Genomic DNA, 20668 nt, shown 5'->3' on the forward strand with positions numbered 1-20668 from the left:
GGGTCAGGCGGGGAACAGCGCCGCACACATGGTGGTGTGCGGGGACGACGGGCTCGCGCATCGGCTGGCCGCCGAGTTGCGGGGGGTGTACGGGGAGCAGGTGACGCTGGTCGTGCCCGCCTCCGAACGGACCGTGCGGACGCCGGTGGTGGGGCGGGCGCGGGCGGCCTCCGCGGCGTTGCTGGGCCGGGTGGACCGGGTGGTCAGTGCCGCTGCCGGACGGGCGGTGGTGAGTGAACCGGCCGGTGGTGAGCGGACGTTGGAGGCCGCCGAGGCGAGCGAGGCGGTGCTGGCCGAGGCGGGGGTGGAGCGGGCCGCGGCGCTGGCGCTCGTCTATGACGACGACGAGACCAATATCCGCGCCGCCCTGATCGCCCGTCGGATCAATCCTCGGCTGCGGCTGGTGCTTCGCCTCTACAACCGGCGGTTGGGGGCACACATCGAGGAACTCCTCGATCAGGCCTCCGCGTTGGCGTCCGGCGGCGAGGGTGCGGGTGCGGGAGCGGGCGGTTCCGGGGTCGACGCCTCTACGACCGTGCTGTCCGACGCCGACACCGCCGCGCCGGCGCTGGTGGCCAGTGCCGTCGCCGGGACCAGCAAGGTCGTACAGACCGACGGATTGTTGCTGCGGGCGGTGGAGCGGCCGCCGGTGGGAGGCTCGGGGGCGGTGGGTGGTGCCGCCGGGCTGGCCACCCTGGCGTTGCTGTCCCCTTCCGGGAACGGGACGGGCGGGCCCGACGGGGCCGAACCGGGTGCAGCCGAGCAGGGGCCCGAGCTGTTGCCGGATGCGGCGGCCGTGCGGGACGCGGACGGGCGCGGGACTTTGGTGCTGGAGCAGGTGTCGTACGCGGGGCCCTCGGTGCCTTCGGGGCGGGGTGGGGTCGTGCCGCCGTTCGCCTCCTTGTTCTCGCGGCGGCTTCGGTGGTCGTTGGCGGGGCTGGTGGGGTGTGTGGCCGCGCTGGCCGTCGCGCTGTCGGTGGTCACCGGGGATCATCCGCTCTACGCCACGTACGAGGTGCTGCTCGATCTCTTCGCGATCAACGATCCCGCGCTCAATCAGCCTCTCGGCCGGCAGATTCTCCAACTCCTCGCCGGGCTCGTGGGATTGCTGCTGCTGCCGGTGCTGCTTGCCGCCGTACTCGAGGGGCTCGGGACCTTCCGGAGCGCGTCCGCGTTGCGCAAACCGCCTCGGGGGCTGGGTGGGCATGTCGTCCTCCTCGGGCTGGGCAAGATCGGGACCAGGGTGCTGACCCGGTTGCGGGAGCTTCATATTCCTGTCGTGTGCGTCGAGTCCGATCCCGAGGCCCGGGGGCTGGCGACCGCTCGGCGGCTGCGGGTGCCCGTGGTGCTCGGGGATGTCACTCAGGAAGGGGTGCTGGAGGCCGCCAAGATTCATCGGGCGCATGCACTGCTGGCTGTGACCAGCGCGGATACGACGAATCTGGAGGCCGTGCTGTACGCGCGGTCCGTGCGGGCCGATCTTCGGGTCGTGCTGCGGCTGTACGACGACGACTTCGCGACCGCCGTGTACCGGACGCTGCGGGCCGCTCATCCGCAGGCCTCCACACGGAGTCGGAGTGTGTCCCATCTGGCTGCGCCCGCGTTCGCCGGAGCGATGATGGGGCGGCAGATCCTGGGGGCGATTCCTGTGGAGCGGCGGGTGCTGCTGTTCGCGGCGCTTGAGGTGGCCGGGCACCCGGAGCTGGAGGGGAAGACGGTCGGGGAGGCGTTCCGGGCGGGGGCGTGGCGGGTGCTGGCGCTGGACACGGCCGCGTCCGGCGGGACGCCTGCCGTGGAGGAGGCTTACGAGGAGGCGGGGCAGGCCGGGGGGTCCGGGTTGGTCTGGGACCTGCCCGACACCTATGTCCTGAAGGGCGAGGACCGGGTGGTGCTCGCGGCCACGCGGAGGGGTCTGGCGGAGTTGCTGGGGAGGCGGCGGGCCCGGGAGCGGACGGGGACTTGAGCGGGGCGGGGACTTGAGCGGGGCGGGGTGCCCGTCGGGTGGGGTGTGCGTTGTCCGGGGACGAGTGGTTGCCCGGGGCGCAGGCTAGGTGGGTGGGCGCAGGCGGGCTTCGCTCGCCCTCGACGAGAGCGAGCGGGCGCGAGCGCGCCCGCTCCGCCCGTGGCTAGTTCGTCGTCGGCAGGTGCCTTGCCGCGAAGTCCAGTTCCAGTCTGACCTGCTTGATGCGTTCGTCGACCACCAAGGAGCCGTGACCGGCGTCGTAGCGGTAGACCTCGTGGGGTGCGGACCTGGTTTCGAGGCGCTTGACGTAGTTGTCGATCTGGCGGATGGGGCAGCGGGGGTCGTTGACCCCGGCCGAGATGTAGACGGGGGCCCTGACCTCGTCGACGTAGGTCAGGGGCGAGGACGCCTCGAAGCGTTCGGGGACTTCCTCCGGGGTGCCGCCCAGGAGGGTGCGGTCCATGGCCTTCAAGGCTTCCATCTCGTCGTGGTACGCCGTGACGTAGTCGGCCACCGGGACCGCCGCGATGCCCAGGGTCCAGGAGTGCGGCTGGGTCCCCAGGCCCAGGAGGGTGAGGTAGCCGCCCCAGGAGCCGCCCGTCAGGATCAGGCGGGCCGGGTCTGCCAGGCCCGAGCTCACCGCCCATTCGCGCACGGCCGCGATGTCCTCCAGCTCGATCAGGCCCACCCGATGCTTCAGGGCGTCCGTCCAGGCTCGGCCGTAGCCCGTGGAGCCCCGGTAGTTGACTCTGACGACCGCGTATCCGTGGTCCACCCAGGCCGCCGGGCCCGCCGCGAAGGCGTCGCTGTCGTGCCAGGTCGGGCCGCCGTGGATGTCGAAGACCGTCGGGAGGGGGCCGGAGGCGCCCTTCGGCTTCTGGACCAGGGCGTGGATGCGGCCGCCCGGGCCCTCCACCCAGATGTCCTCCACCGGGACCGAGCCGGGGGACTTCATGCCCGGCGGGTCGAGGACGACCTGGCCCGTGGTCGAGCGGACCGTCGAGGGTTCCGCGGCCGAGGACCACAGGTACTCCACGCTGCCGTCGGGGCGGGCGGTCGCGCCCGAGACCGAGCCGGGGGGAGTCGGGATCCTGACCAGCTCCCGGGTCGTCAGGTCGTAGCGGAAGAGTTCGCTGCGCGCCTCGAAGCTGTGGGCGATGAGCAGGCCCGTGCCGTCCGGGTACCACTCGGCGCTCACATCGCCCGGGAGGTCCAGGGCCAGGTCCGTCTCCTCGCCCGTGGACACGTCCCACACCAACGGCTCCCAGCGGCCTCGGCGCTGGTGGCCGATGAGGAGACGGGGGTCGCCGTCGACCGGGGCGAAGCCCAGGACCTCCAGGCCCAGCTCCTCCGTGCCCTCCTTGGTGTCGTCGAGCTCGGCGACCGCGGTGCCGTCGGGGCGGACCACGCGCAGGGCCGAGTGCATCGCGTCGCCGTGCTCGGTGTGCTCCAGGGCGATCAGCGTGCCGTCGTGGGAGAGGTCACCGACGCCGGCGGACTCGCGGTGGCGGTAGATCTCCACGGGCGCCTCGCCGGTGCGGGCGACATAGATCGTCGTACCGTCCTCGTCCGTGGAACGGCCCACCACCGCGGTGCGGCCGTCTCTGCCCAGGGCCAGGCCCGCCGGGTACGAGGCGTCCAGGCCGGGGGCCGCCAGCTCGTCCTCGCCGCCTTCGAAGGGCTGGCGGCGCCAGACACCGAACTCGTCGCCGTCCTTGTCGTCGAACCACCAGATCCAGGCGCCGTCCGGGGAGAGCACGCCGTCCGTCGTGCCGTTCGGCCGGTTGGTGACCTGGCGTTGCTCGTCCTTGGCGCGGTCCCAGGCGTACAGCTCGTACGTCCCCGTCGCGTTCGACACGAACAGGGAGCGGTCCGGTGCGTCCTCCGCCCAGTCCGGCAGGGACACCCGGGGCGCCCGGAAGCGCTTCTCCCAGTCCGGCATCGACTCGTTCTGCTCGGGCGAGACGGACTCGTTGCTCTCAGTCATGAGCCCATAGTGCCTGGCCCCGCCGACAATTCGCTGGCGAGGTCCTCAGCCTGTGGATAACCTCCACCGGTCCCCTACCCCCAGCAGTTCAGGCGGCCCCGCATCATGACCCCCTCCACCCCCACCGACTGGCGCGAGTCCAACCGCGCGAACTGGGACGAGCGCGCCGCCGTCCATGCCACGAGCGACTTCTACGACCTCGCCGGATTCCGGGCCGGCACCGATCCGCTACGGGACTTCGAACTCGCCGAGGTCGGGGACGTGACCGGCAGGTCCCTGCTCCATCTGCAGTGCCACATGGGGCTCGACACCCTGTCCTGGGCGCGGCACGGGGCCGCCCGGGTCGTCGGGCTCGACTTCTCCGAGCCCGCCGTGGAGACCGCCCGCTCGCTCGCGGCGGATCTCGGGTTCGGGGCGGAGCGGGCCGCGTTCGTCGCGGCCGACGTGTACGACGCGGCGCAGGCGGTGCCGGAGTCGTCGTACGACATCGTCTACACCGGCGGCGGGGCGCTGTGCTGGCTGCCGGACATCCGGCGCTGGGCGGAGACGGCCGCGTCGCTGGTGGCGCCGGGCGGGTTCCTCTATCTCGCCGAGTTCCATCCGATCACCGATGTGCTCGACGACGAGACCGGGTCGCGGGTCGTGCACGACTACTTCGACGCCGGCGCCCAGGAGTACGAGCTGTCCGGCACGTACACCGACGGGGGTTCCGGCCTCGCCCACAACCGGACGGTGGAGTGGCAGCATCCGCTCGGTGAGGTCGTCACCGCGATCGCGGCGGCGGGGCTGCGGATCGAGTTCCTGCACGAGCACGATGTGTCGCTGTTCCCGCGGTTCGAGGCGTTCGAGGTGCGGGACGGGTATCACCGGTTCCCGGCGGGGCGGCCGCGGATTCCGTTGATGTACTCGCTGCGGGCCCGGAGAGACGGCGAGGACTGAAGGCTGAGGACTGAGGACCGACCGGTCGAGGCCGATTGTCAGTGGTCGGGTGCAGACTCGGCTCCATGACCGATCTGCGCAAGACAGTCGAGACCTTCTGGGCCTCCGCCGAGGCGCGGGACTGGGGTGCGTTCGAGGGGACACTGGCGGAGGACGTGGTGTACACGCTGCCGCAGACGCGGGAGCGGATCAGCGGGCGGGAGCGGTATGTCCGGTTCAACCGGGAGTATCCCGCTGACTGGCACCTGCGGATCGAGCGGATCGTCGCCGAACCGGGGCAGGTGGTCACGTGGATCCTCTTCACGGTGGGGCTGGAGGAGATGTACGGCATCTCGTTCTTCACGGGGGACGAGAACGGCCGTATATCCACCGTCGTCGACTTCTGGCCGGAGCCGTATGAGCCGCCGGCGGGGCGGGAGCATCTCGTCGTGCGGTACTGACCCCGCGGGCGGGGTGGTGTGCGGTGCCCCGTACCGTTGAGGTGTGTACCGGTTTCTGCTGACGCCTCGTTGGTTCGGGATCAACGTCTTCGTGCTGCTCGCCATCCCCTTCTGTGTGTTCATGGGGTCCTGGCAGCTGAGCCGGTTCGAGGACCGGATGGCCGCCCACGACCGGGCGACGACTCAGGTCGCCTCGGACCGGCGGGAGGCGGCTCAGCCGTTGGCCTCGTTGCTGCCGGTGGACCAGGAGACGTCGGGGAAACAGGTGACCGCGACCGGGCGGTACGACAAGCAGTTGCTGGTGCCGGGGCGGGAGCTGGACGGGAAGCGCGGGTATTACGTGCTGACGTTGCTGCGGGTCGACGGGGGCAAGGCGCTGCCGGTGGTGCGGGGGTGGCTGCCGGGGGATGTGGATGCGTCCAAGGCACCGGCCGCGCCGTCGGGGGAGGTCACCGTCACGGGCGCGCTGCAGGCGTCGGAGCAGCCCGGGGAGAACGGGGTGAGTGCGCGGGGTGGGTTGCCTGCGGGGCAGACCTCGGCGATCAGTGCGGCTTCCTTGGTGAACCTTGTGCCGTACGACGTGTACGACGGGTGGGTCACGCTCAATTCCGGGGATTCCGGGATGAAGGCGGTGCCGGTGGCTGCGCCTGCGGACTCGGGGCTGAATCTGAAGGCGTTCCAGAACCTCGGCTATACCGGGGAGTGGTTTGTCTTCGCCGGGTTCGTGGTGTTCATGTGGTTCCGGCTGGTGCGGCGCGAGGTGGAGTTCCAGCGGGACGCCGCGCTGGGGTTGGTGCCGGATCAGGTCGTCGCCGTGGACGCCGGGGTCAAGTAAGCGGCCTTGCCGTCGGGGACGGGGTCAAGGTGACCGACGATGCCGCCGGCGTCGGGGTGGGTCGCGCGGCCCGGCGCTACCGGGGTGCCTCCCCCAGAGGGGGGACCCCCAGCGCCCACCCGTGCCGCCCTAGGCGGCACGAATGCCCGCAGGCTGGGCGGGCTGGACGGGCACCGACCCGGGCGGCACGCAGGCTATGCAGGCTAGGCGGGGACGGGGCTGCCGACTGCCGGATGGACGCCACCCTGGGCGGCACGAATGCCCGCAGGCTATGCAGGCTGGCGGACTTGGTGGGCGCCGTCCTGGGGGGTACGCCAGCCCGCGGGCTATGCGGGCTGGGTGGGTGACGGGGGCGGCCGACTGCCGGGTGGGCGTTGCGGTGAGTGTGCCGTGTCCCCCGTCCGTTACACCACGCCGCTCAAGACGAAGCCAGTACGCCCGTCCAGTACACCGTCCCCGCGCAGGCGTTGCTGATGGTTGCCGAGGTGGACGGGGCGCCGCCTTCTGCTGTGCCGGTGATGGTGACGGTGCCGTCTGCTGTGCCGTCTGCCGTCATCAGCTGGGTGGAGGTGCCGGTGTCGCCGCCCGTCGAGGTGCCGTCCGTGGTGCCGGAGTTCTCCGTGGGGGACGGGGAGGCGGTGGAGCCGCCGTCGGTGCCGCCGTCGGAGCCGTTGTCCGTGGGGCAGGTCCCGGAGGGGACCCAGGCGAAACGGACGTTGTAGGAGGCGCCCGGCTGGAGGACCAGGGAGGCGACCTCAAGAGACGGGTCCGGGAGCGACGAGGCCGCGTCGCCCGAGGCGTGGCGGGTCGAGAAGACCTTGGTGGAGTCCGCCGCGCCCGACGTCAACGTGGTGACCGAGCCGGGGCCGGTGACCGTGCACGCCGCCGCGGAGGAGTTGGTGAAGGTGAACGTGCCGTAGACCGCGCCCGCCGTGTCGACCGGGTCGGTGGTCGCCGTCGGCGTGCCGAGCTCCGTCGCCGTACACGCGGCTACGCCGGCCGTGCTGGTGGCCGACGGACCCGAGGTGTCGCTGCTGCCGTTGCCGGAGCCGGACCCCTTGTCCTTGTCGTCGCCCTTGGGGTCGTCCTTGTCCTTGCCCTCGACCTTGCCGGAGGAACCGCCGGAGGTGCTCTCGCCGCCGTCCGGGCCCTTGCCCTCGGTGGCGCCGCCCTGGGCCTCGGAGTAGTGCCCGGCGACGGAGGGGTTGGCGTCGGAGCCGGTGGCGCCGGAGACATGGAGCAGGGCCGGGACCGCGGTGCCGACGAAGAGCGCGGCGGCCGCCATGCCGACCATGGCCTGTCGCTTGCGGGCCCGCCTGGCGGGTACCGCGTGCCGCAGGTGGTCGAGCGTGCCGTCGCGAGGTTCGATCTCCTGGACCGCCTGGTGCAGCATGCGGCGCAGTGCCAGCTCGTCCGAGTCGAGCCCTCCCGAGGGGCTCTGGTCGTCGAGGCCGTGGTTCACAGTTCCGTTCCCAGCAGTTGATTGCATCGGCTTGTGCGGCGCGCCCGCGTCGCCCGGCTCGCGCCACTCGTAGGGCTCGTGGGGGGCATGCGGGACAAGAGGAACAAGCGGGACGTCCGGATTGCGACGTCCGTCACCCTTCCCGGCCCCCGGCCCAGTACCCGCCCCCGGCTCCGGCCCCGATCCCGACCCGCTCATGCCGGTGCCTCCATGGCTATCCGGAGCGCGGCGATGCCACGGGAGCCGTACGCCTTCACCGAACCCAGGGATATCCCGAGCGTCTCGGCGACCTGCGCCTCGGTCATGTCCGCGAAGTAGCGCAGGACCAGGACCTCGCGCTGGCGGCGCTGGAGTCCCTTCATCGCCTTGATGAGCGAGTCGCGCTCCAGCTGGTCGTACGCCCCCTCCTCCGCGCTCGCCATGTCCGGCATCGGCTTGGACAGCAGCTTCAGTCCGAGGATGCGGCGGCGCAGGGCCGAGCGGGAGAGGTTGACGACGGTCTGGCGGAGGTACGCGAGCGTCTTCTCCGGGTCCCGGACGCGCTTGCGCGCGGAGTGGACGCGGATGAACGCCTCCTGGACGACGTCCTCGCAGGAGGCGGTGTCGTCAAGGAGGAGGGCGGCGAGACCGAGCAGCGAGCGGTAGTGCGCCCGGTAGGTCTCGGTGAGGTGGTCGACGGTGGTTCCTGCGGCCGCCACATCCTCGGCGCCGTCACGCTGGTTCGGTATGCGGGCCGGCCGCGCTGCGGGCATGGGCGCGATCACCGGCATGCCACCGGGCGTACCGGCCATGCGGGGTCGTACGGCCGCAGGGCGCGGCGGCCGGAGGGCCGTGCCGCGCGAGACCGCTGTGAAGTCGAGAACCTCTGCCACGCCAGTTGGACACCGCTACCCCCGCAAGGGTTGTACGTGCCGAGCGTCACTTTCGCGTCGCACAACGAAATGCCGGACGAGGCCGTCTTCCGTCTTGTGTCAGGCAGCACAACTGACCGTGCGTCAAGCGCCCTCATGCCTACCCGCTCTTCCCCTATGTCCTGAAACGTTTCGGGGCGTCCCCACGCCCCGTCAAGCATCCCCGCACCCCCTGAAGGGCGTTCGCAAAGACGCTCCCCGCCCTTCGCGCGGTTGCGGAGAGCGGGGAGGAAAATCTTCGGACGACATCGACGTCCACAGCAAGTGGTCCGGACCATCGACCGGCTCACACTTGGTTCGCAGATCTTACAAACCTGTACACCTCAACGGCCTGCGAATTCCGCGGCCACCAGCTCGGCGATCTGCGCAGTGTTGAGTGCGGAGCCCTTTCGCAGGTTGTCGCCGCAAACGAAGAGTTCGAGAGCGGTCGGGTCGTCCAGCGCCCGCCGGACCCGGCCGACCCAGGTGGGGTCGGTGCCCACCACGTCGGCGGGGGTCGGGAACTCCCCCGCGGCCGGGTCGTCGAACAGCACGACGCCCGGGGCGGTGGCGAGGATCTCACGCGCCTTGGCCACCGTGACCTCGCCCTCGAAGCGGGCGTGCACGGTCAGCGAGTGAGTGGTGACGACCGGCACCCGGACACAGGTGACGGCGACGGGCAGCTCGGGGAGGCCGAGGATCTTGCGAGACTCGTCCCGCACCTTCATCTCCTCCGACGACCAGCCGTCCTCCCGCAGCGATCCGGCCCACGGTACGACGTTCAGCGCGACCGGCTCCGGGAACGGCCCGGTGTTGTCGCCCACGGCCCGTCGTACGTCTCCGGGGTGGGTGCCGAGATCGGTGCCGGCCACCAGGGAGAGCTGCTGGCGCAACGTTTCAACGCCCGCCCGGCCCGCGCCGCTCACCGCCTGGTACGAGGAGACCACCAGCTCGCGCAGCCCGAACTCGGCGTGCAGCGCGCCGAGCGCCACGATCATCGACAAGGTCGTGCAGTTGGGGTTGGCGATGATGCCCCGCGGCCGTACCCGCGCCGTGTGCGGGTTGACCTCGGGGACGACGAGGGGCACCTCCGGGTCCATCCGGAAGGCGCCCGAGTTGTCGACGACGACGGCACCGCGCGCGGCGGCGATCGGCGCCCACTGGGCCGCGACCTCGTCGGGTACGTCGAACATGGCGACGTCGACCCCGTCGAAGGCCTCCTCGGTGAGCGCGATCACCTCGACCTCCGCCCCGCGCACGGCCAGCTTGCGGCCGGCCGAGCGCGGGGAGGCGATCAGGCGGATCTCACCCCAGACGTCCGCGTGGTGGGACAGGATCTGGAGCATGACCGTGCCGACGGCGCCGGTCGCCCCCACGACCGCGAGCGTCGGCCGCCCAGGTCGCCCGGACCCCGGTCGCCCGGACCCTGTCCCTGCCATCAGCGTCCCGTGCCTCCGTAGACGACGGCCTCGTCGCTGTCGGAGTCGAGCCCGAAGGCGGTGTGCACGGCGCGGACGGCCTCGTTGACGTCGTCGGCGCGCGTGATGACCGAGATACGGATCTCGGAGGTCGAGATCAGCTCGATGTTCACGCCCGCGTCGGACAGGGCCTCGAAGAAGGAGGCGGTGACGCCCGGGTTGGTCTTCATCCCCGCGCCGACCAGGGAGATCTTGCCGATCTGGTCGTCGTAGCGCAGGGAGTCGAAGCCGATGCCGGTCTTGTTCTTCTCCAGGGCGTCGATGGCCTTGCGGCCCTCGGACTTGGGGAGGGTGAAGGAGATGTCCGTCAGACCGGTGGACGCGGCGGACACGTTCTGCACGATCATGTCGATGTTGATCTCGGCGTCGGAGATCGTACGGAAGATCGTGGCCGCCTCGCCCGGCTTGTCGGGCACGCCGACGACCGTGATCTTGGCCTCGGAGGTGTCGTGCGCGACACCGGAGATGATGGCCTGCTCCACCTTCTTGTCCCCTTGCTCGATGGGCTCACTGCTGACCCAGGTGCCCTGCAGCCCGCTGAAGCTGGACCGGACGTGGATCGGGATGTTGTAGCGACGGGCGTACTCCACACAGCGGTGGAGCAGCACCTTGGAACCGGACGAGGCCAGCTCCAGCATGTCCTCGAAGGAGATCCAGTCGATCTTCTTCGCCTTCTTGACCACGCGCGGGTCGGCGGTGAACACGCCGTCGACGTCGGTGTAGATCTCGCACACCTCGGCGTCGAGGGCGGCGGCCAGCGCCACGGCCGTGGTGTCGGAACCACCGCGACCGAGCGTGGTGATGTCCTTCTTGTCCTGGCTGACGCCCTGGAAGCCCGCGACGATCGCGATGTTGCCCTTGTCCAGGGACTCCCGGATGCGGCCGGGCGTGACGTCGATGATCCGGGCTTTGTTGTGGACGGAGTCGGTGATGACGCCTGCCTGGCTGCCGGTGAACGACTGGGCCTCGTGACCCAGGTTTTTGATCGCCATGGCCAGCAGTGCCATGGAGATCCGCTCTCCGGCGGTCAGCAGCATGTCGAACTCTCGCCCGGCCGGCATCGGGGATACCTGCTCGGCGAGATCGATCAGCTCGTCCGTCGTGTCGCCCATCGCGGAAACGACGACAACCACCTGGTTGCCGTTCTTCTTCGCTTCCACGATCCGCTTGGCGACGCGCTTGATGCCCTCGGCATCGGCTACGGAGGAGCCTCCGTACTTCTGCACGACAAGGCCCACGTGCGCTCCTCGCTCGTCCGTCTCTTTCCGCTGATACGCATATGTACCGCGGTCGGCTCAGTCTAACGAGCGTCCGAATTTCACTGCCCGAGTACCGCATGCTGAGATTCCGGACGCCCAGGTCAGCGCATGCCCACCCGAACGACTTCGGAAAAGTGCAGCGCGTCACAGCAGGCGCCTGTCAATTAAGTTTCAAGCACTAAGGTGCGCCTGTGCGCGTACTGCTGGTGGAAGACGATGAGCCGGTCGCCGAGTCGCTCCGGCGCGGACTGCTGCGTTACGGCTTCGAGGTGGCGTGGGTCGCCACGGGCGGGGCGGCCCTGCGGCACGAGGAGCCCTACGACGTCGTACTCCTCGATCTCGGCCTGCCGGACACCGACGGTCTCGACGTGTGCAAGGCGCTGCGCGAGCGCGGGGACGTGCCGATCATCGTCATCAGCGCGCGCAGCGACGAGACGGACCGGGTGGTCGGCCTTGAGCTCGGCGCCGACGACTACGTCTCCAAGCCGTTCGGGGTGCGGGAGGTCATCGCACGGATAAGGGCGGTGATGCGACGCGCCCAGCCGCGTACGTCGTCGGCGGAGCCTGCCGGTCCCGACCGCTACGGCGACCGGCTCACCATCGACCGGAAGGCGGCCCGGGTCCATCTGGACGGCGCGGAGGTCCCGCTGGCCCCCAAGGAGTACGACCTGCTGGCCTTCCTCACCGAGGAGCCGGGGGCGCTGATGTCCCGCGAACAGATCATGGAGGCGGTCTGGGACGCTAACTGGTTCGGGCCGACGAAGACGCTGGACGTCCATGTGGCGGCGCTCAGACGGAAGTTCGCCGGGGCGATCACCATCGAGGCGGTCCGGGGGGTCGGCTTCCGACTGGAGATCACCAAGGGTGGCGGGGCTGACGGAACGGACAGGACTGACGGGACTGACGGGACTGACGGGACTGACGGGACATCATGAACCGTCAGCTCATCCGGAGTTACATCCTTCTCGTCGCGGTGGCGATCCTGCTGTTCACGGTGCCGGTGGCGTTCACGCTCACCAACCAACTGCGGGGCGACACCAAGCAGTCCGTCCTGCGCGAAGCGAACACCATGGCGCTGTTGCTGGGCAACGGCGACAGCACCTCGTGCGAGGCGCTGAACAAGGTGGCCCGGGCGTACGACAAGGAGACCCCCGGCACCGTCCAGGTGACCCCGACCAGCACTTGCGTCCCGGACCTGCCGGTGCCGGGCTCGGACTCGGCGCTGGACCGGGCCGTCCACGAGAACACGGAGACGACCGACTGGGGTTCCGACTTCGTCTGGGGCAAGTATCTGACGGTCACCGTCCCGGCCGAGGGCGACGCCGCCGTACGGATCGTCTACTCGACGTCGGACATGACGAAGCGGCTGTGGCAGATCTGGGGCTTCCGGGCCGCGCTGGCGGTTCTGGTGCTGGCGGCCGCGGCCGCGATCGGCGCGTTCGTCGCCCGCCGGATCACCGCCCCGCTGCGCGAACTCAACGCCATGGCGAGCAAGTTCAGCGACGGCGACCTGACCGCCCGCTCCCCCGTGACGGGCCCGCCCGAGACCCAGACCCTCGCCCGCACCCTCAACCAGGGCGCGGAACGTCTCGACACGCTGGTCGCCTCACAGCGCATCTTCGTCGCGGACGCCTCCCATCAACTCCGTACCCCTCTCACGGCGTTGCGCCTGTCGCTGGACAACATCGCGGACGGCGTCGACGACGAGTTCGTACGGGAGGACGTGGAGCAGGCGACGGCGGAAGTGGTCCGGATGAGCCGCCTCGTCAACGGACTGCTGGTGCTGGCGCGGGCGGAGGCCAAGGTGACCGCCGCGGAGCCGCTCTCGCTGCGGGACATCATCGAGGAACGCCTCGCGGTGTGGAGACCGGCCGCCGACGAGCGCGGAGTCACCATCGCGCTTGGGGGGAGTGCCGACGGCCGGCCGCTGGTGCTGGCCAGCCCCGGCCATCTGGACCAGGTGCTGGACAACGTGCTTTCCAACGCGTTGGAGGTCTCGCCGGACGGCGGGAGGATCACGGTCCGGATCGAGACCGGCGGGGACTCGGTGGTGCTGTCGGTCCTCGACCAGGGTCCCGGGATGTCCGACGCGGAGAAGTCCCGTGCCTTCGACCGCTTCTGGCGCGGCCAGGGCCTGACCGGGCGCTCCGGTTCCGGCCTCGGCCTGGCCGTCGTCAAGCAGCTGGTGACGGACGACGGCGGGACCGTGACCCTGGCGGACGCGCCCGGGGGCGGACTGGCGGTGCGGATCAGCCTTCGGGCATCGCCGAAGAGTGGTGGTTGACGATCTTCCACTCGCCGTTGCGCTTCTCGTACTCGTACGTGTAGCGGGCCTCGACGACGCGCTTGGCGCCGGTGTCCGGGTCGGTGAGCGTGAACTCGTAGACGCCGGTGTCGACGGCGGAGTTGCCGTCGAGGACGTTGACGATCGTCTGGACCTTCTTGCCGACCGGCTTGTTGGCGAGGAAGTGCTCGAAGTAGTCGACGATGCCGGCGCGGTCGGTGCGGACCTTGTTCGACACGGTGGGCAGCAGGACCGCGTCCTTGGCGTAGCGGTCCGCGACCGTCTCGGCGTCGCCGGTCCGCAGGGCGGCGTTCCAGCCGTCGAAGAGCGCGGCGATCTCGGCCTTGGACGCCTTCTTGCCGCTCTGCTTCTCCGGCCCGGCGACGCCGACACCGGCGGCAAAGGTACCGACGGCGACGAGGGCACCGGCGGTGACGACGGCTACACGCTTGGGTATCGGGCGAGGGGGCATCTCATCTCCAGTGCGGGCGAGTTGGGGGGTTTGCCTTCCTCCACCTACCTGCCGCTCGCCTTGCCTGCGGCTCCTGCGGCTCCTGCGGAGGAAGTGACTCCAGATTCGCGTGGCACCGGTTAGGGCCCGTGCAGCCGCCGTACAGGGGACGTCCAGGACCGCCCCAACTCACGCAGGGTCGCTGCTTGGTTACGTTTGGCGCGCCGGCTGGCGGGACCCCGGCGGCGGGAAAGGGGTTGACGGGCCGAGAGGGTTGCGGCAGGGGAGGAAATTGAGTAACTGGCAGATCTGTTCCACACCCGGCGTCGGCCACCTGCGGTTTTCGCCGCTACGAGTGGAACGGATCTGCCAAACACTCCCGCAGCCGGTCACCGACGCCGCACCCCGCGTTGATCGGCCCCGCCGCGCGTCGGAGGGCCTCGACGCGCTCGGTGACGTCGATGACCTCGTCGGCGCCCGGCAGGCTGCCGTCGGGGTCCCGCGTGAAGTCCGCCCACCACTCCGGTGACCTGGGGGGGTACGGGACCAGTACGTGCGCGTTACCCACCGCATCGAGTTGTCCTCGACGGTGATGTGCTCCTTGATCCAGCGCAGGTGGGCGGCGAGGGAGATACGGCCCAACGTGGTGCGGACGGCTTGCTGGCCGTACATCGGGTGTTCCGCTGCGATCGCCTTGTAGCCCATCGCGTGGCCCTCTTCGAGGTGGTCGACGAAGACGGCGATCTCGCGGTCGCGGGGGCTCAGGTGTGCGAAGTCCGGGTCGGCGTGCGGGTCTTCGGCACCGGCAGGGCGTTTGCGGGAGAGGGGCTCGGGCGGTCACGTACATCGGGGTTCCGGCGCTGGACGGGAACACGTGGCCGCTGCGGTGGTACAGCGAGCCGACGGTTACGGCGCCGTTTGTGGAGACGGGGGGGGCTTGCGGGCGGTGCTGGAGGATGCGGGGTTGTAGGTCAAGGCTCCTCGGCACGTGCGGCGGACAGATTGTCGCGGACGATCCTTGTCGTCGGGTGGCCCTCGCCCAGCACCCGGACATAGCCGGCCAATGCACGCTCGTACAACGGGAGCGCCCGCGCCACCTGCCCCGACGCCCAACACGCAACGGCCAGATTGTTCTGCGACATCAGCGTGTTCGGATGATCCTCCCCCCCCCCAGACCCGTACAGCGGCCTCCAGCGTCCGCTCATGCAACGGGAGCGCTCGTTCCGCCTGCCCCGACGTCCGGTATGCGGCAGCGAGGTTGTTACGCGAGATCAGCGTGCTCGGGTGATCCTCGCCGAACAGCCTCGCGGAGGCCGCCCAAGAACGGGCGTGATACTCGATCGGCCGGCTCAACTGCCCTTGGGTTTCAAGGAACTTCCCTGTCGTGCTGAAGATCTGGGCAGTCCCAGCCGTATCCTCGTCCAGATCGTACGTATCCAGGACGGATTCGATGTGAGGAAGCAGGTCCCGCCAAGTGGGCCACCCCTCGACATTCACGCGTGGGTCGTCCGGGAGCCGGCCGTGCAGCAGCTCCACGGCCCGAGTACGCGCGGCCAGAACGCGCGCCTGATCACGATGCGGATCGTCCGCGGACGGCGTGCGGGACACCATCTGCACCAAGCGGTGGATACCGACTCCCGCACGATCGAGCGTGATCATGTTGTAGTCGGCCAACAGCCCGAGGAGTTGTGCGAGGTCGAGCGCGTCCTCGGCGAGCGGTGCGAGGAGAGTGCGTGGAATGCCCGTCGGGGCGTACCACGCGGCGATCCGCAGGATCTCCACGGCCCGGGGGTCCCGCTCCTGGAGTGCATCCAGGGTGATGCGCCAGATCCGAGCCACCGTCCGCGCGGGATCCGAACCTCCCGGCGCCGCGTCCGTGGTGCGCTCGGGATGCCTGCGCAGCATGTCCCGGTACTCGGCGATCGTGATCCCGGTCTGCCCGATGAAGGCTCCCGCCTGTTCCAGGGCGAGGGGTAGATGGCCCAGGTCGTCCGCGAGCGCGCGGCCTCGTCCTCGTCGTCGGCGCCGCTGAGGCGTGAGAGAAGCATCAGCGAGGCGTCCTCGTCCAGCACCGACAACGGGATCGGATCGCAGACCCAGCCTCTCTTGTACCGGCTGGTGATCAAGTGGCGCCCAGCGGCGCGTAGTTGGCCCGTCCAGGCGTACACCTCCTCCGCCTTCTCCGCATTGTCGAAGACCAGCAGCCACCCCGGATGCGTCTGCAACCACCCGACAGCCCACTCGGCGGCTTGAGCCGTCGTGAGATCGCCCTCCGTCCCAGCGCCCCGCAGGCGGAGCGTGAGCGCTGCGAAACCCGCCTCGATCTGCTCGGGAGTGTCCGCGCGGATCCACCACACCAGCCGGTACGACCCCGCGTGATCGTGGGCGTAATGCAGGGCCAGTGTCGTCTTCCCGACCCCGCCCAGTCCGTGCACGGTCTGCGTGATCGTCTGCGACTCCGCAGCCAGAGCCCGCTCCAACGCCGCCATCGCCTCCGTCCTGCCGACGAAGATCGGTGACGGCAGTTCCGGCAGGTTGTTCACGCCTCGCCGGACTCGACGTCGTACGCCGTACGCGACCGCCCCGAGTCCGCGGCCGTGACCTCCTCCGGGGTCAGCTCCGTCCCAGCCGCCTTCACCTCGACGGCGAATCCCGGGCGAGCCGCCAGCGACGTCAACGACACCGCCGTCAACTGGTCTGCTTCATAGTCCCGTTGCCGGTCGGTCGTCACGACTCCGATGAGCCGCCCCCTCGCGAACAACGCCGCCCCCGACGCTCCCGCCCACCGCGACTTCTCGTCCGGCTTGCTGGGGACGGCGACGCCATCGACGTATGCCGTGATCAGGCCCTCGGACTTGAGCCCGGTCAGTGTCTCGATGTGGCCGCGGATCTCCTTGGTGTCGCGGACCCCGTCCCGGACCTCCGACCGGGGGAAGCCGACCGCGACACACCCAAGCCGCTTCTCCCCCACCACCGATCTGTCGATCCGGCCCCACCGGACGGGTTCGACGCCCTCCGGCGCCTGCCACCCCGGGTCCGTGATCGTGACCAACTCCGCGTCGGCCTGCGGCTCCCTCTTCAGGTCAGCGATCCAGCGCACCTTCGGTGCACGCCGGGGGGCGTGGTAAATCCCGTGGCGCGCGCCGGAGGTGCTTCTGTCTGCCCTGACGTGGGCTGACGCCGGTTCGGAAGGCTGGAGAAGTTCGTTCCGGCCGAAACCGATGCCTCTGTGATGCCGGTGAGCTCGCAGGTCAGCGTGGTACTGGGGGCCGTCCACGGGAACCGTGGAGTGTTGCTGTGAGCACGTGCGTCAGAATTCCTGATTCACCCTGGCCCTCCCGGAACGGCGGACCACTTGGCCGTCCGGCGAGGGAGGGAGCAAGACCGTGGACGTGCTGCACGAACGCTGCGCCGGCCTGGACATCAGCAAGAAGGACGCCAAGGCGTGCGTCCGCACCCCGAGCACAAAGCGGCGGGGATCGTTCACCAGCCAGACCACAACGTGGGGCTCGACGACAAACGCCGTGCTCACCCTGCGCGATCACCTGCTGGCCGCCGAGGTCACCCTGGTGGTGATCGAGGCGACGTCGGACTACTGGAAGCCGTTCTACTACGTACTGGCCCAGGACTTGAACGTGATCCTGGTCAACGCGCGGCAGGTCAAGAACCTGCCCGGCCGCAAGACGGACGTCTCCGACGCGGCCTGGCTGGCCCAGCTCGGCGCCCACGGCCTGGTCCGTGCTTCGTTCGTCCCACCGCAGCCGGTGCGCGAACTGCGGGACCTGACCCGGGCCCGCACCCAGATGACCCGCGAGCGCGGGCAGGTCGTCCAGCGGCTGGAGAAGCTGCTGGAGGACACCGGCATCAAACTCGCCGCGGTCGCCTCCGACATCATGGGCGTCTCCGGCCGGGCCATGCTCGAAGCCCTCATCAGCGGGGAACACGACCCCCAGGCCCTCGCGGAACTGGCCAAGCGCAAGCTCCGCAACAAGATCCCCGAACTCACCGAGGCCCTGACCGGACGCTTCCGCGACCACCACGCCTTCCTGACCCGCCTCTATCTGGACCAGTACGACCAGCTCACCGCGATGATCGACGAGCTCACCACCCGCATCGAGGAGGCGATGGCCCCCTTTCGTCCCGCGCTCGACCTCCTCGACACCATCCCCGGGATCAACCGGGCCGTCGCCGAAGTGATCATCGCGGAGACCGGCGGCGACATGACCCGGTTCGCCTCGGCCAGGCATCTGGCCTCCTGGGCCGGGGTCTGCCCCGGCCACCACGAGTCCGCCGGCCGCACCAAGAGCACGAAGGTCCGGCCCGGCAACCCGTATCTCAAAGGTGCTCTCGGACTGGCCGCCCTCGGCGCAGTGCGGACCAAGGACACCTATCTGCAGGCCCGTTACAAGCGGCTGACCGCCCGCCGCGGCCCGCTCAGGGCCCTGGTCGCCGTCGAGCACTCCATCATCACCGCGATCTGGCACATGCTCACCGACAACGTCCCCTACCAGGAACTCGGCGGCACCTACTTCGCCCAGCGCGACCCCGAACGCGCCACCCGCCGCGCGGTCAACCAGCTCAACCAGCTCGGCTACACCGTCACTCTCAACCCCAGGGAAGAGGCCGCCTGACCATCACACCCCAGACACCCAGCGGCCCTCGACGGCCACCGGGCACCAAATCCTGCCCATACCCACCCTGACCTGCACCTATTTACGCGTCAGGGGCGGTCTCCGGCCAGCACACCTCCGCCGCCACCCAGGCCGACTCCTCGCCCCCGAGCCGTCGGACCTCCAACTGACCGCAACCCAGCACATTGTGAAGAGCCGTCAGGACAAGCCGACCCGCTACCAGGTAGCCCGTCCCCGCACACTTCCCCACCGGATTCCAGACCTCTACGACCCGCCCCACGTCCACAGGCCAACACCCCCGTGCCCACCGTTACTTGGGGCGTTCCCCCGAGTCGTCCCTGATACGCAGATCCGTGCCCTCCGCGTCGACCGGCTGGAGCGTGATCTTCACTCGGTTCGTCGTGCCCTTGGACCGTGCGAGCTTCGCCTCCGCGCTGAACGGCAGCACCAGGACCTTCGCCCGGGCCTCCCCGTCCAGCTTGACGTCCACCGCGAACTCGATCTCCACCGCGCCCGTCCGGAACTGGATCTCGTCCCCCGCGCCGTCCTGCGCCGCCTGCCGCAGTTCGGACCGGATCGCCCCGATCGCCTCGGCCGGCCCCGCCCACGCCTCGTCAGCCACCGAACGCCCCCGTCCCCGTGAACGCGGTGTGGGGCGCAGCGTACTCGCCGCGCCCCACAACGTACGGAAAAAGCCGGTTACTTCGCCGGGCGCATCCCCAGCGGGGCCGCGATCTCCTCCGCCATGACCTGACCCGCCTCGAACTCCAGGGTCTCGTCGCCCATGGCCGCCTGGTCGGTGTCCAGGCCGTCCAGTTCCTCCAGGGGCTGGTTGAGGCGGACGTGGGCCACTACCGACTGGAGTGCGCGCAGGGTCGCCGATGCCGTCGAGCCCCAGTTGGAGAAGTAGGAGAACTGCCACCACCACAGGGCCTCCGTGGTGCGGCCCTCGCGGTAGTGGGCCATGCCGTGGCGGAGGTCGGTGATGACGTCGGTGAGGTCGTCGGAGATCCGGGCCGGCACCGGGGCCTTGCGGGGCTCGTACGGGTCGAAGACCTCCGAGTAGACGTCGATCGGGTCCAGGAGGCGCGCCAGGTTCTCGCGGAGTTCGTCCACGTCCGCGTCCGGGCCCGTGTCGGGCTCGTAGCGCTCGTCCGGGACGATGTCCTCGTGGGCGCCCAGGCGGCCGCCGGCGAGGAGGAGCTGGGAGACCTCCAGGAGGAGGAAGGGAACGGCCGAGTCCGGCTCGTCGCCCTTGGCCACCTCTGTCACCGCCACCAGGAAGCTCTCTACCTGGTCCGCGATCTGGACCGCGAAGTCGTCGGGGTTCTGCGCACTCGCGTGCAGTGTGGCGTCAGACATCTAGGAGTCGTCTCCCCTCGAAGGCGCGGCCGAGGGTCACCTCGTCCGCGTATTCCAGGTCGCCACCCACCGGGAGGCCGCTGGCCAGGCGGGTGACCTTGAGGCCCATGGGCTTGATCATGCGGGCGAGGTAGGTGGCAGTCGCCTCGCCCTCCAGGTTGGGGTCCGTGGCCAGGATCAGTTCCGTGACCGTGCCGTCCGCCAGGCGGGCCAGCAGCTCCCTTATCCGCAGGTCGTCCGGTCCCACGCCCTCGATGGGGCTGATCGCGCCGCCGAGGACGTGGTACTTGCCCCGGAACTCACGGGTGCGCTCGATGGCCACCACGTCCTTCGGCTCCTCCACCACACAGATGACGGAGGGGTCGCGGCGGGTGTCGCGGCAGATGTTGCAGAACTCTTCCTGCGCCACGTTTCCGCAGGTCGCGCAGAAGCGGACCTTCGCCTTGACCTCCATCAGGGCCTGCGCGAGACGCCGTACGTCCGTCGGCTCCGCCTGCAGGATGTGGAAGGCGATCCGCTGGGCGCTCTTGGGACCGACGCCGGGCAGCCGCCCCAGTTCGTCGATGAGGTCCTGGACCACGCCTTCGTACAACGGACTGCCGCCCTTCCTGGGTGCCTTGAGTACGTACGGTAGTTGGCGGATGGCCTTCTTAGAAAGGCAGGGCCTGTTTCAGGAAGGCAGTGCCT

Annotated in this window: 20 protein-coding genes and 1 pseudogene; 8 read left to right on the forward strand and 13 right to left on the reverse strand. The window is 70.0% G+C overall.

The window, feature by feature from the left end; genetic code table 11:
* Nucleotides 1–28: 28 nt before the first annotated feature.
* Nucleotides 29–1963 carry an NAD-binding protein gene (locus tag PH203_RS31570; RefSeq protein WP_289924411.1) on the forward strand — a complete coding sequence of 645 codons (1935 nt, stop codon included), beginning with the start codon at nt 29–31 and terminating at the stop codon, nt 1961–1963.
* Between the two features lie 163 nt (nt 1964–2126).
* Here PH203_RS31570 and PH203_RS31575 read toward each other — a convergent pair whose 3' ends face one another.
* Complete coding sequence (locus tag PH203_RS31575; protein ID WP_289924263.1) at nt 2127–3950, reverse strand: prolyl oligopeptidase family serine peptidase; 1824 nt, start codon at nt 3948–3950, stop codon at nt 2127–2129.
* A gap of 105 nt (nt 3951–4055) precedes the next feature.
* Between PH203_RS31575 and PH203_RS31580 the strand changes: the two genes are divergently transcribed.
* From PH203_RS31580 to PH203_RS31590, 3 genes are all read left to right on the forward strand, one after another.
* Nucleotides 4056–4889 (forward strand): class I SAM-dependent methyltransferase, encoded by an 834-nt coding sequence (locus tag PH203_RS31580; RefSeq protein WP_289924264.1) that lies wholly within the window; start codon nt 4056–4058, stop codon nt 4887–4889.
* Nucleotides 4890–4954: 65 nt separating this feature from the next.
* A complete protein-coding gene (locus PH203_RS31585; RefSeq protein WP_289924265.1) occupies nt 4955–5329 on the forward strand; it encodes a nuclear transport factor 2 family protein in 375 nt (124 codons plus the stop codon).
* A 43-nt stretch (nt 5330–5372) separates the two neighbouring features.
* On the forward strand, nt 5373–6164 hold the full coding sequence (locus PH203_RS31590; RefSeq protein ID WP_289924266.1) for an SURF1 family protein: 792 nt from the start codon (nt 5373–5375) through the stop codon (nt 6162–6164).
* A 418-nt stretch (nt 6165–6582) separates the two neighbouring features.
* Here PH203_RS31590 and PH203_RS31595 read toward each other — a convergent pair whose 3' ends face one another.
* The 4 genes from PH203_RS31595 to PH203_RS31610 form a co-directional block, all read right to left on the reverse strand.
* A complete protein-coding gene (locus PH203_RS31595; RefSeq protein ID WP_354671281.1) occupies nt 6583–7626 on the reverse strand; it encodes a hypothetical protein in 1044 nt (347 codons plus the stop codon).
* 194 nt (nt 7627–7820) lie between these two features.
* The gene (locus tag PH203_RS31600) at nt 7821–8396 is read right to left on the reverse strand and encodes a SigE family RNA polymerase sigma factor (protein ID WP_354671286.1); all 576 of its coding nucleotides are present in this window, start codon (nt 8394–8396) and stop codon (nt 7821–7823) included.
* Between the two features lie 464 nt (nt 8397–8860).
* The gene (locus PH203_RS31605) at nt 8861–9955 is read right to left on the reverse strand and encodes an aspartate-semialdehyde dehydrogenase (RefSeq protein WP_289924269.1); all 1095 of its coding nucleotides are present in this window, start codon (nt 9953–9955) and stop codon (nt 8861–8863) included.
* Nucleotides 9955–11232: an aspartate kinase gene (locus PH203_RS31610; RefSeq protein ID WP_289924271.1), complete on the reverse strand. Its 1278-nt coding sequence runs from the start codon at nt 11230–11232 to the stop codon at nt 9955–9957. The genes PH203_RS31605 and PH203_RS31610 overlap by 1 nt, the downstream gene beginning before the upstream one ends.
* A 212-nt stretch (nt 11233–11444) precedes the next feature.
* Between PH203_RS31610 and PH203_RS31615 the strand changes: the two genes are divergently transcribed.
* Together PH203_RS31615 and PH203_RS31620 are read left to right on the forward strand one after the other, a co-directional pair.
* Nucleotides 11445–12188, forward strand: a complete 744-nt coding sequence (locus tag PH203_RS31615; protein ID WP_289924272.1) for a response regulator transcription factor — start codon at nt 11445–11447, stop codon at nt 12186–12188.
* The gene (locus PH203_RS31620; protein ID WP_289924273.1) at nt 12185–13537 is read left to right on the forward strand and encodes a HAMP domain-containing sensor histidine kinase; all 1353 of its coding nucleotides are present in this window, start codon (nt 12185–12187) and stop codon (nt 13535–13537) included. Before PH203_RS31615 ends, PH203_RS31620 begins: the two co-directional genes overlap by 4 nt.
* On the opposite strand, the gene PH203_RS31625 is transcribed toward PH203_RS31620, so the two are convergent.
* The 4 genes and pseudogenes from PH203_RS31625 to PH203_RS49750 all read right to left on the reverse strand — a co-directional run.
* Nucleotides 13503–14009 carry an SgcJ/EcaC family oxidoreductase gene (locus tag PH203_RS31625; protein WP_289924274.1) on the reverse strand — a complete coding sequence of 169 codons (507 nt, stop codon included), beginning with the start codon at nt 14007–14009 and terminating at the stop codon, nt 13503–13505. The two genes, PH203_RS31620 and PH203_RS31625, sit on opposite strands and share 35 nt — an antisense overlap.
* Nucleotides 14010–14337: 328 nt before the next feature.
* Nucleotides 14338–14556: a hypothetical protein gene (locus PH203_RS31630; RefSeq protein ID WP_289924275.1), complete on the reverse strand. Its 219-nt coding sequence runs from the start codon at nt 14554–14556 to the stop codon at nt 14338–14340.
* A 403-nt stretch (nt 14557–14959) separates the two neighbouring features.
* Nucleotides 14960–15193, reverse strand: coding sequence for a tetratricopeptide repeat protein (locus PH203_RS49745; RefSeq protein ID WP_354671282.1), 234 nt, complete (start codon nt 15191–15193; stop codon nt 14960–14962).
* A pseudogene (locus PH203_RS49750) lies at nt 15168–15341 on the reverse strand (tetratricopeptide repeat protein); the annotation flags it as partial. The pseudogene PH203_RS49750 and the gene PH203_RS49745, both read right to left, overlap by 26 nt.
* On the opposite strand from PH203_RS49750, the gene PH203_RS31635 reads away from it, so the two are divergent.
* Nucleotides 15273–15965: a hypothetical protein gene (locus tag PH203_RS31635; protein WP_289924276.1), complete on the forward strand. Its 693-nt coding sequence runs from the start codon at nt 15273–15275 to the stop codon at nt 15963–15965. The pseudogene PH203_RS49750 and the gene PH203_RS31635 overlap by 69 nt on opposite strands.
* Before the next feature lie 562 nt (nt 15966–16527).
* Here PH203_RS31635 and PH203_RS31640 read toward each other — a convergent pair.
* Nucleotides 16528–17088, reverse strand: a complete 561-nt coding sequence (locus PH203_RS31640) for a hypothetical protein (RefSeq protein WP_289924278.1) — start codon at nt 17086–17088, stop codon at nt 16528–16530.
* Nucleotides 17089–17374: 286 nt separating this feature from the next.
* On the opposite strand from PH203_RS31640, the gene PH203_RS31645 reads away from it, so the two are divergent.
* Nucleotides 17375–18619, forward strand: coding sequence for an IS110 family transposase (locus tag PH203_RS31645; RefSeq protein ID WP_289924280.1), 1245 nt, complete (start codon nt 17375–17377; stop codon nt 18617–18619).
* A 310-nt stretch (nt 18620–18929) separates the two neighbouring features.
* On the opposite strand, the gene PH203_RS31650 is transcribed toward PH203_RS31645, so the two are convergent.
* The 3 genes from PH203_RS31650 to recR all read right to left on the reverse strand — a co-directional run bounded on the left by PH203_RS31650 (nt 18930) and on the right by recR (nt 20573).
* Nucleotides 18930–19241: a trypco2 family protein gene (locus PH203_RS31650; protein ID WP_289924281.1), complete on the reverse strand. Its 312-nt coding sequence runs from the start codon at nt 19239–19241 to the stop codon at nt 18930–18932.
* Nucleotides 19242–19318: 77 nt separating this feature from the next.
* Nucleotides 19319–19981, reverse strand: coding sequence for a DUF5063 domain-containing protein (locus PH203_RS31655; RefSeq protein ID WP_289924283.1), 663 nt, complete (start codon nt 19979–19981; stop codon nt 19319–19321).
* Nucleotides 19974–20573, reverse strand: coding sequence for a recombination mediator RecR (recR, locus tag PH203_RS31660; RefSeq protein ID WP_289924284.1), 600 nt, complete (start codon nt 20571–20573; stop codon nt 19974–19976). The genes PH203_RS31655 and recR overlap by 8 nt, the downstream gene beginning before the upstream one ends.
* Nucleotides 20574–20668 lie beyond the last annotated feature (95 nt).

This window comes from Streptomyces sp. S.PB5, assembly GCF_030403745.1.
GTDB lineage: Bacteria > Actinomycetota > Actinomycetes > Streptomycetales > Streptomycetaceae > Streptomyces.

Excerpts from the sequence above, each read along its gene's own strand:
- PH203_RS31585 (WP_289924265.1), top strand. The coding sequence starts at position 4,955 with ATGACCGATCTGCGCAAGACAGTCGAGACCTTCTGGGCCTCCGCCGAG.
- PH203_RS49745 (WP_354671282.1), bottom strand. The coding sequence starts at position 15,193 with ATGAGCGGACGCTGGAGGCCGCTGTACGGGTCTGGGGGGGGGGAGGAT.
- PH203_RS31655 (WP_289924283.1), bottom strand. The coding sequence starts at position 19,981 with ATGTCTGACGCCACACTGCACGCGAGTGCGCAGAACCCCGACGACTTC.
- PH203_RS31605 (WP_289924269.1), bottom strand. The coding sequence starts at position 9,955 with ATGGCAGGGACAGGGTCCGGGCGACCGGGGTCCGGGCGACCTGGGCGG.
- PH203_RS31625 (WP_289924274.1), bottom strand. The coding sequence starts at position 14,009 with ATGCCCCCTCGCCCGATACCCAAGCGTGTAGCCGTCGTCACCGCCGGT.
- PH203_RS31575 (WP_289924263.1), bottom strand. The coding sequence starts at position 3,950 with ATGACTGAGAGCAACGAGTCCGTCTCGCCCGAGCAGAACGAGTCGATG.
- PH203_RS31570 (WP_289924411.1), top strand. The coding sequence starts at position 29 with ATGGTGGTGTGCGGGGACGACGGGCTCGCGCATCGGCTGGCCGCCGAG.
- PH203_RS31620 (WP_289924273.1), top strand. The coding sequence starts at position 12,185 with ATGAACCGTCAGCTCATCCGGAGTTACATCCTTCTCGTCGCGGTGGCG.
- PH203_RS31600 (WP_354671286.1), bottom strand. The coding sequence starts at position 8,396 with ATGCCGGTGATCGCGCCCATGCCCGCAGCGCGGCCGGCCCGCATACCG.
- PH203_RS31580 (WP_289924264.1), top strand. The coding sequence starts at position 4,056 with ATGACCCCCTCCACCCCCACCGACTGGCGCGAGTCCAACCGCGCGAAC.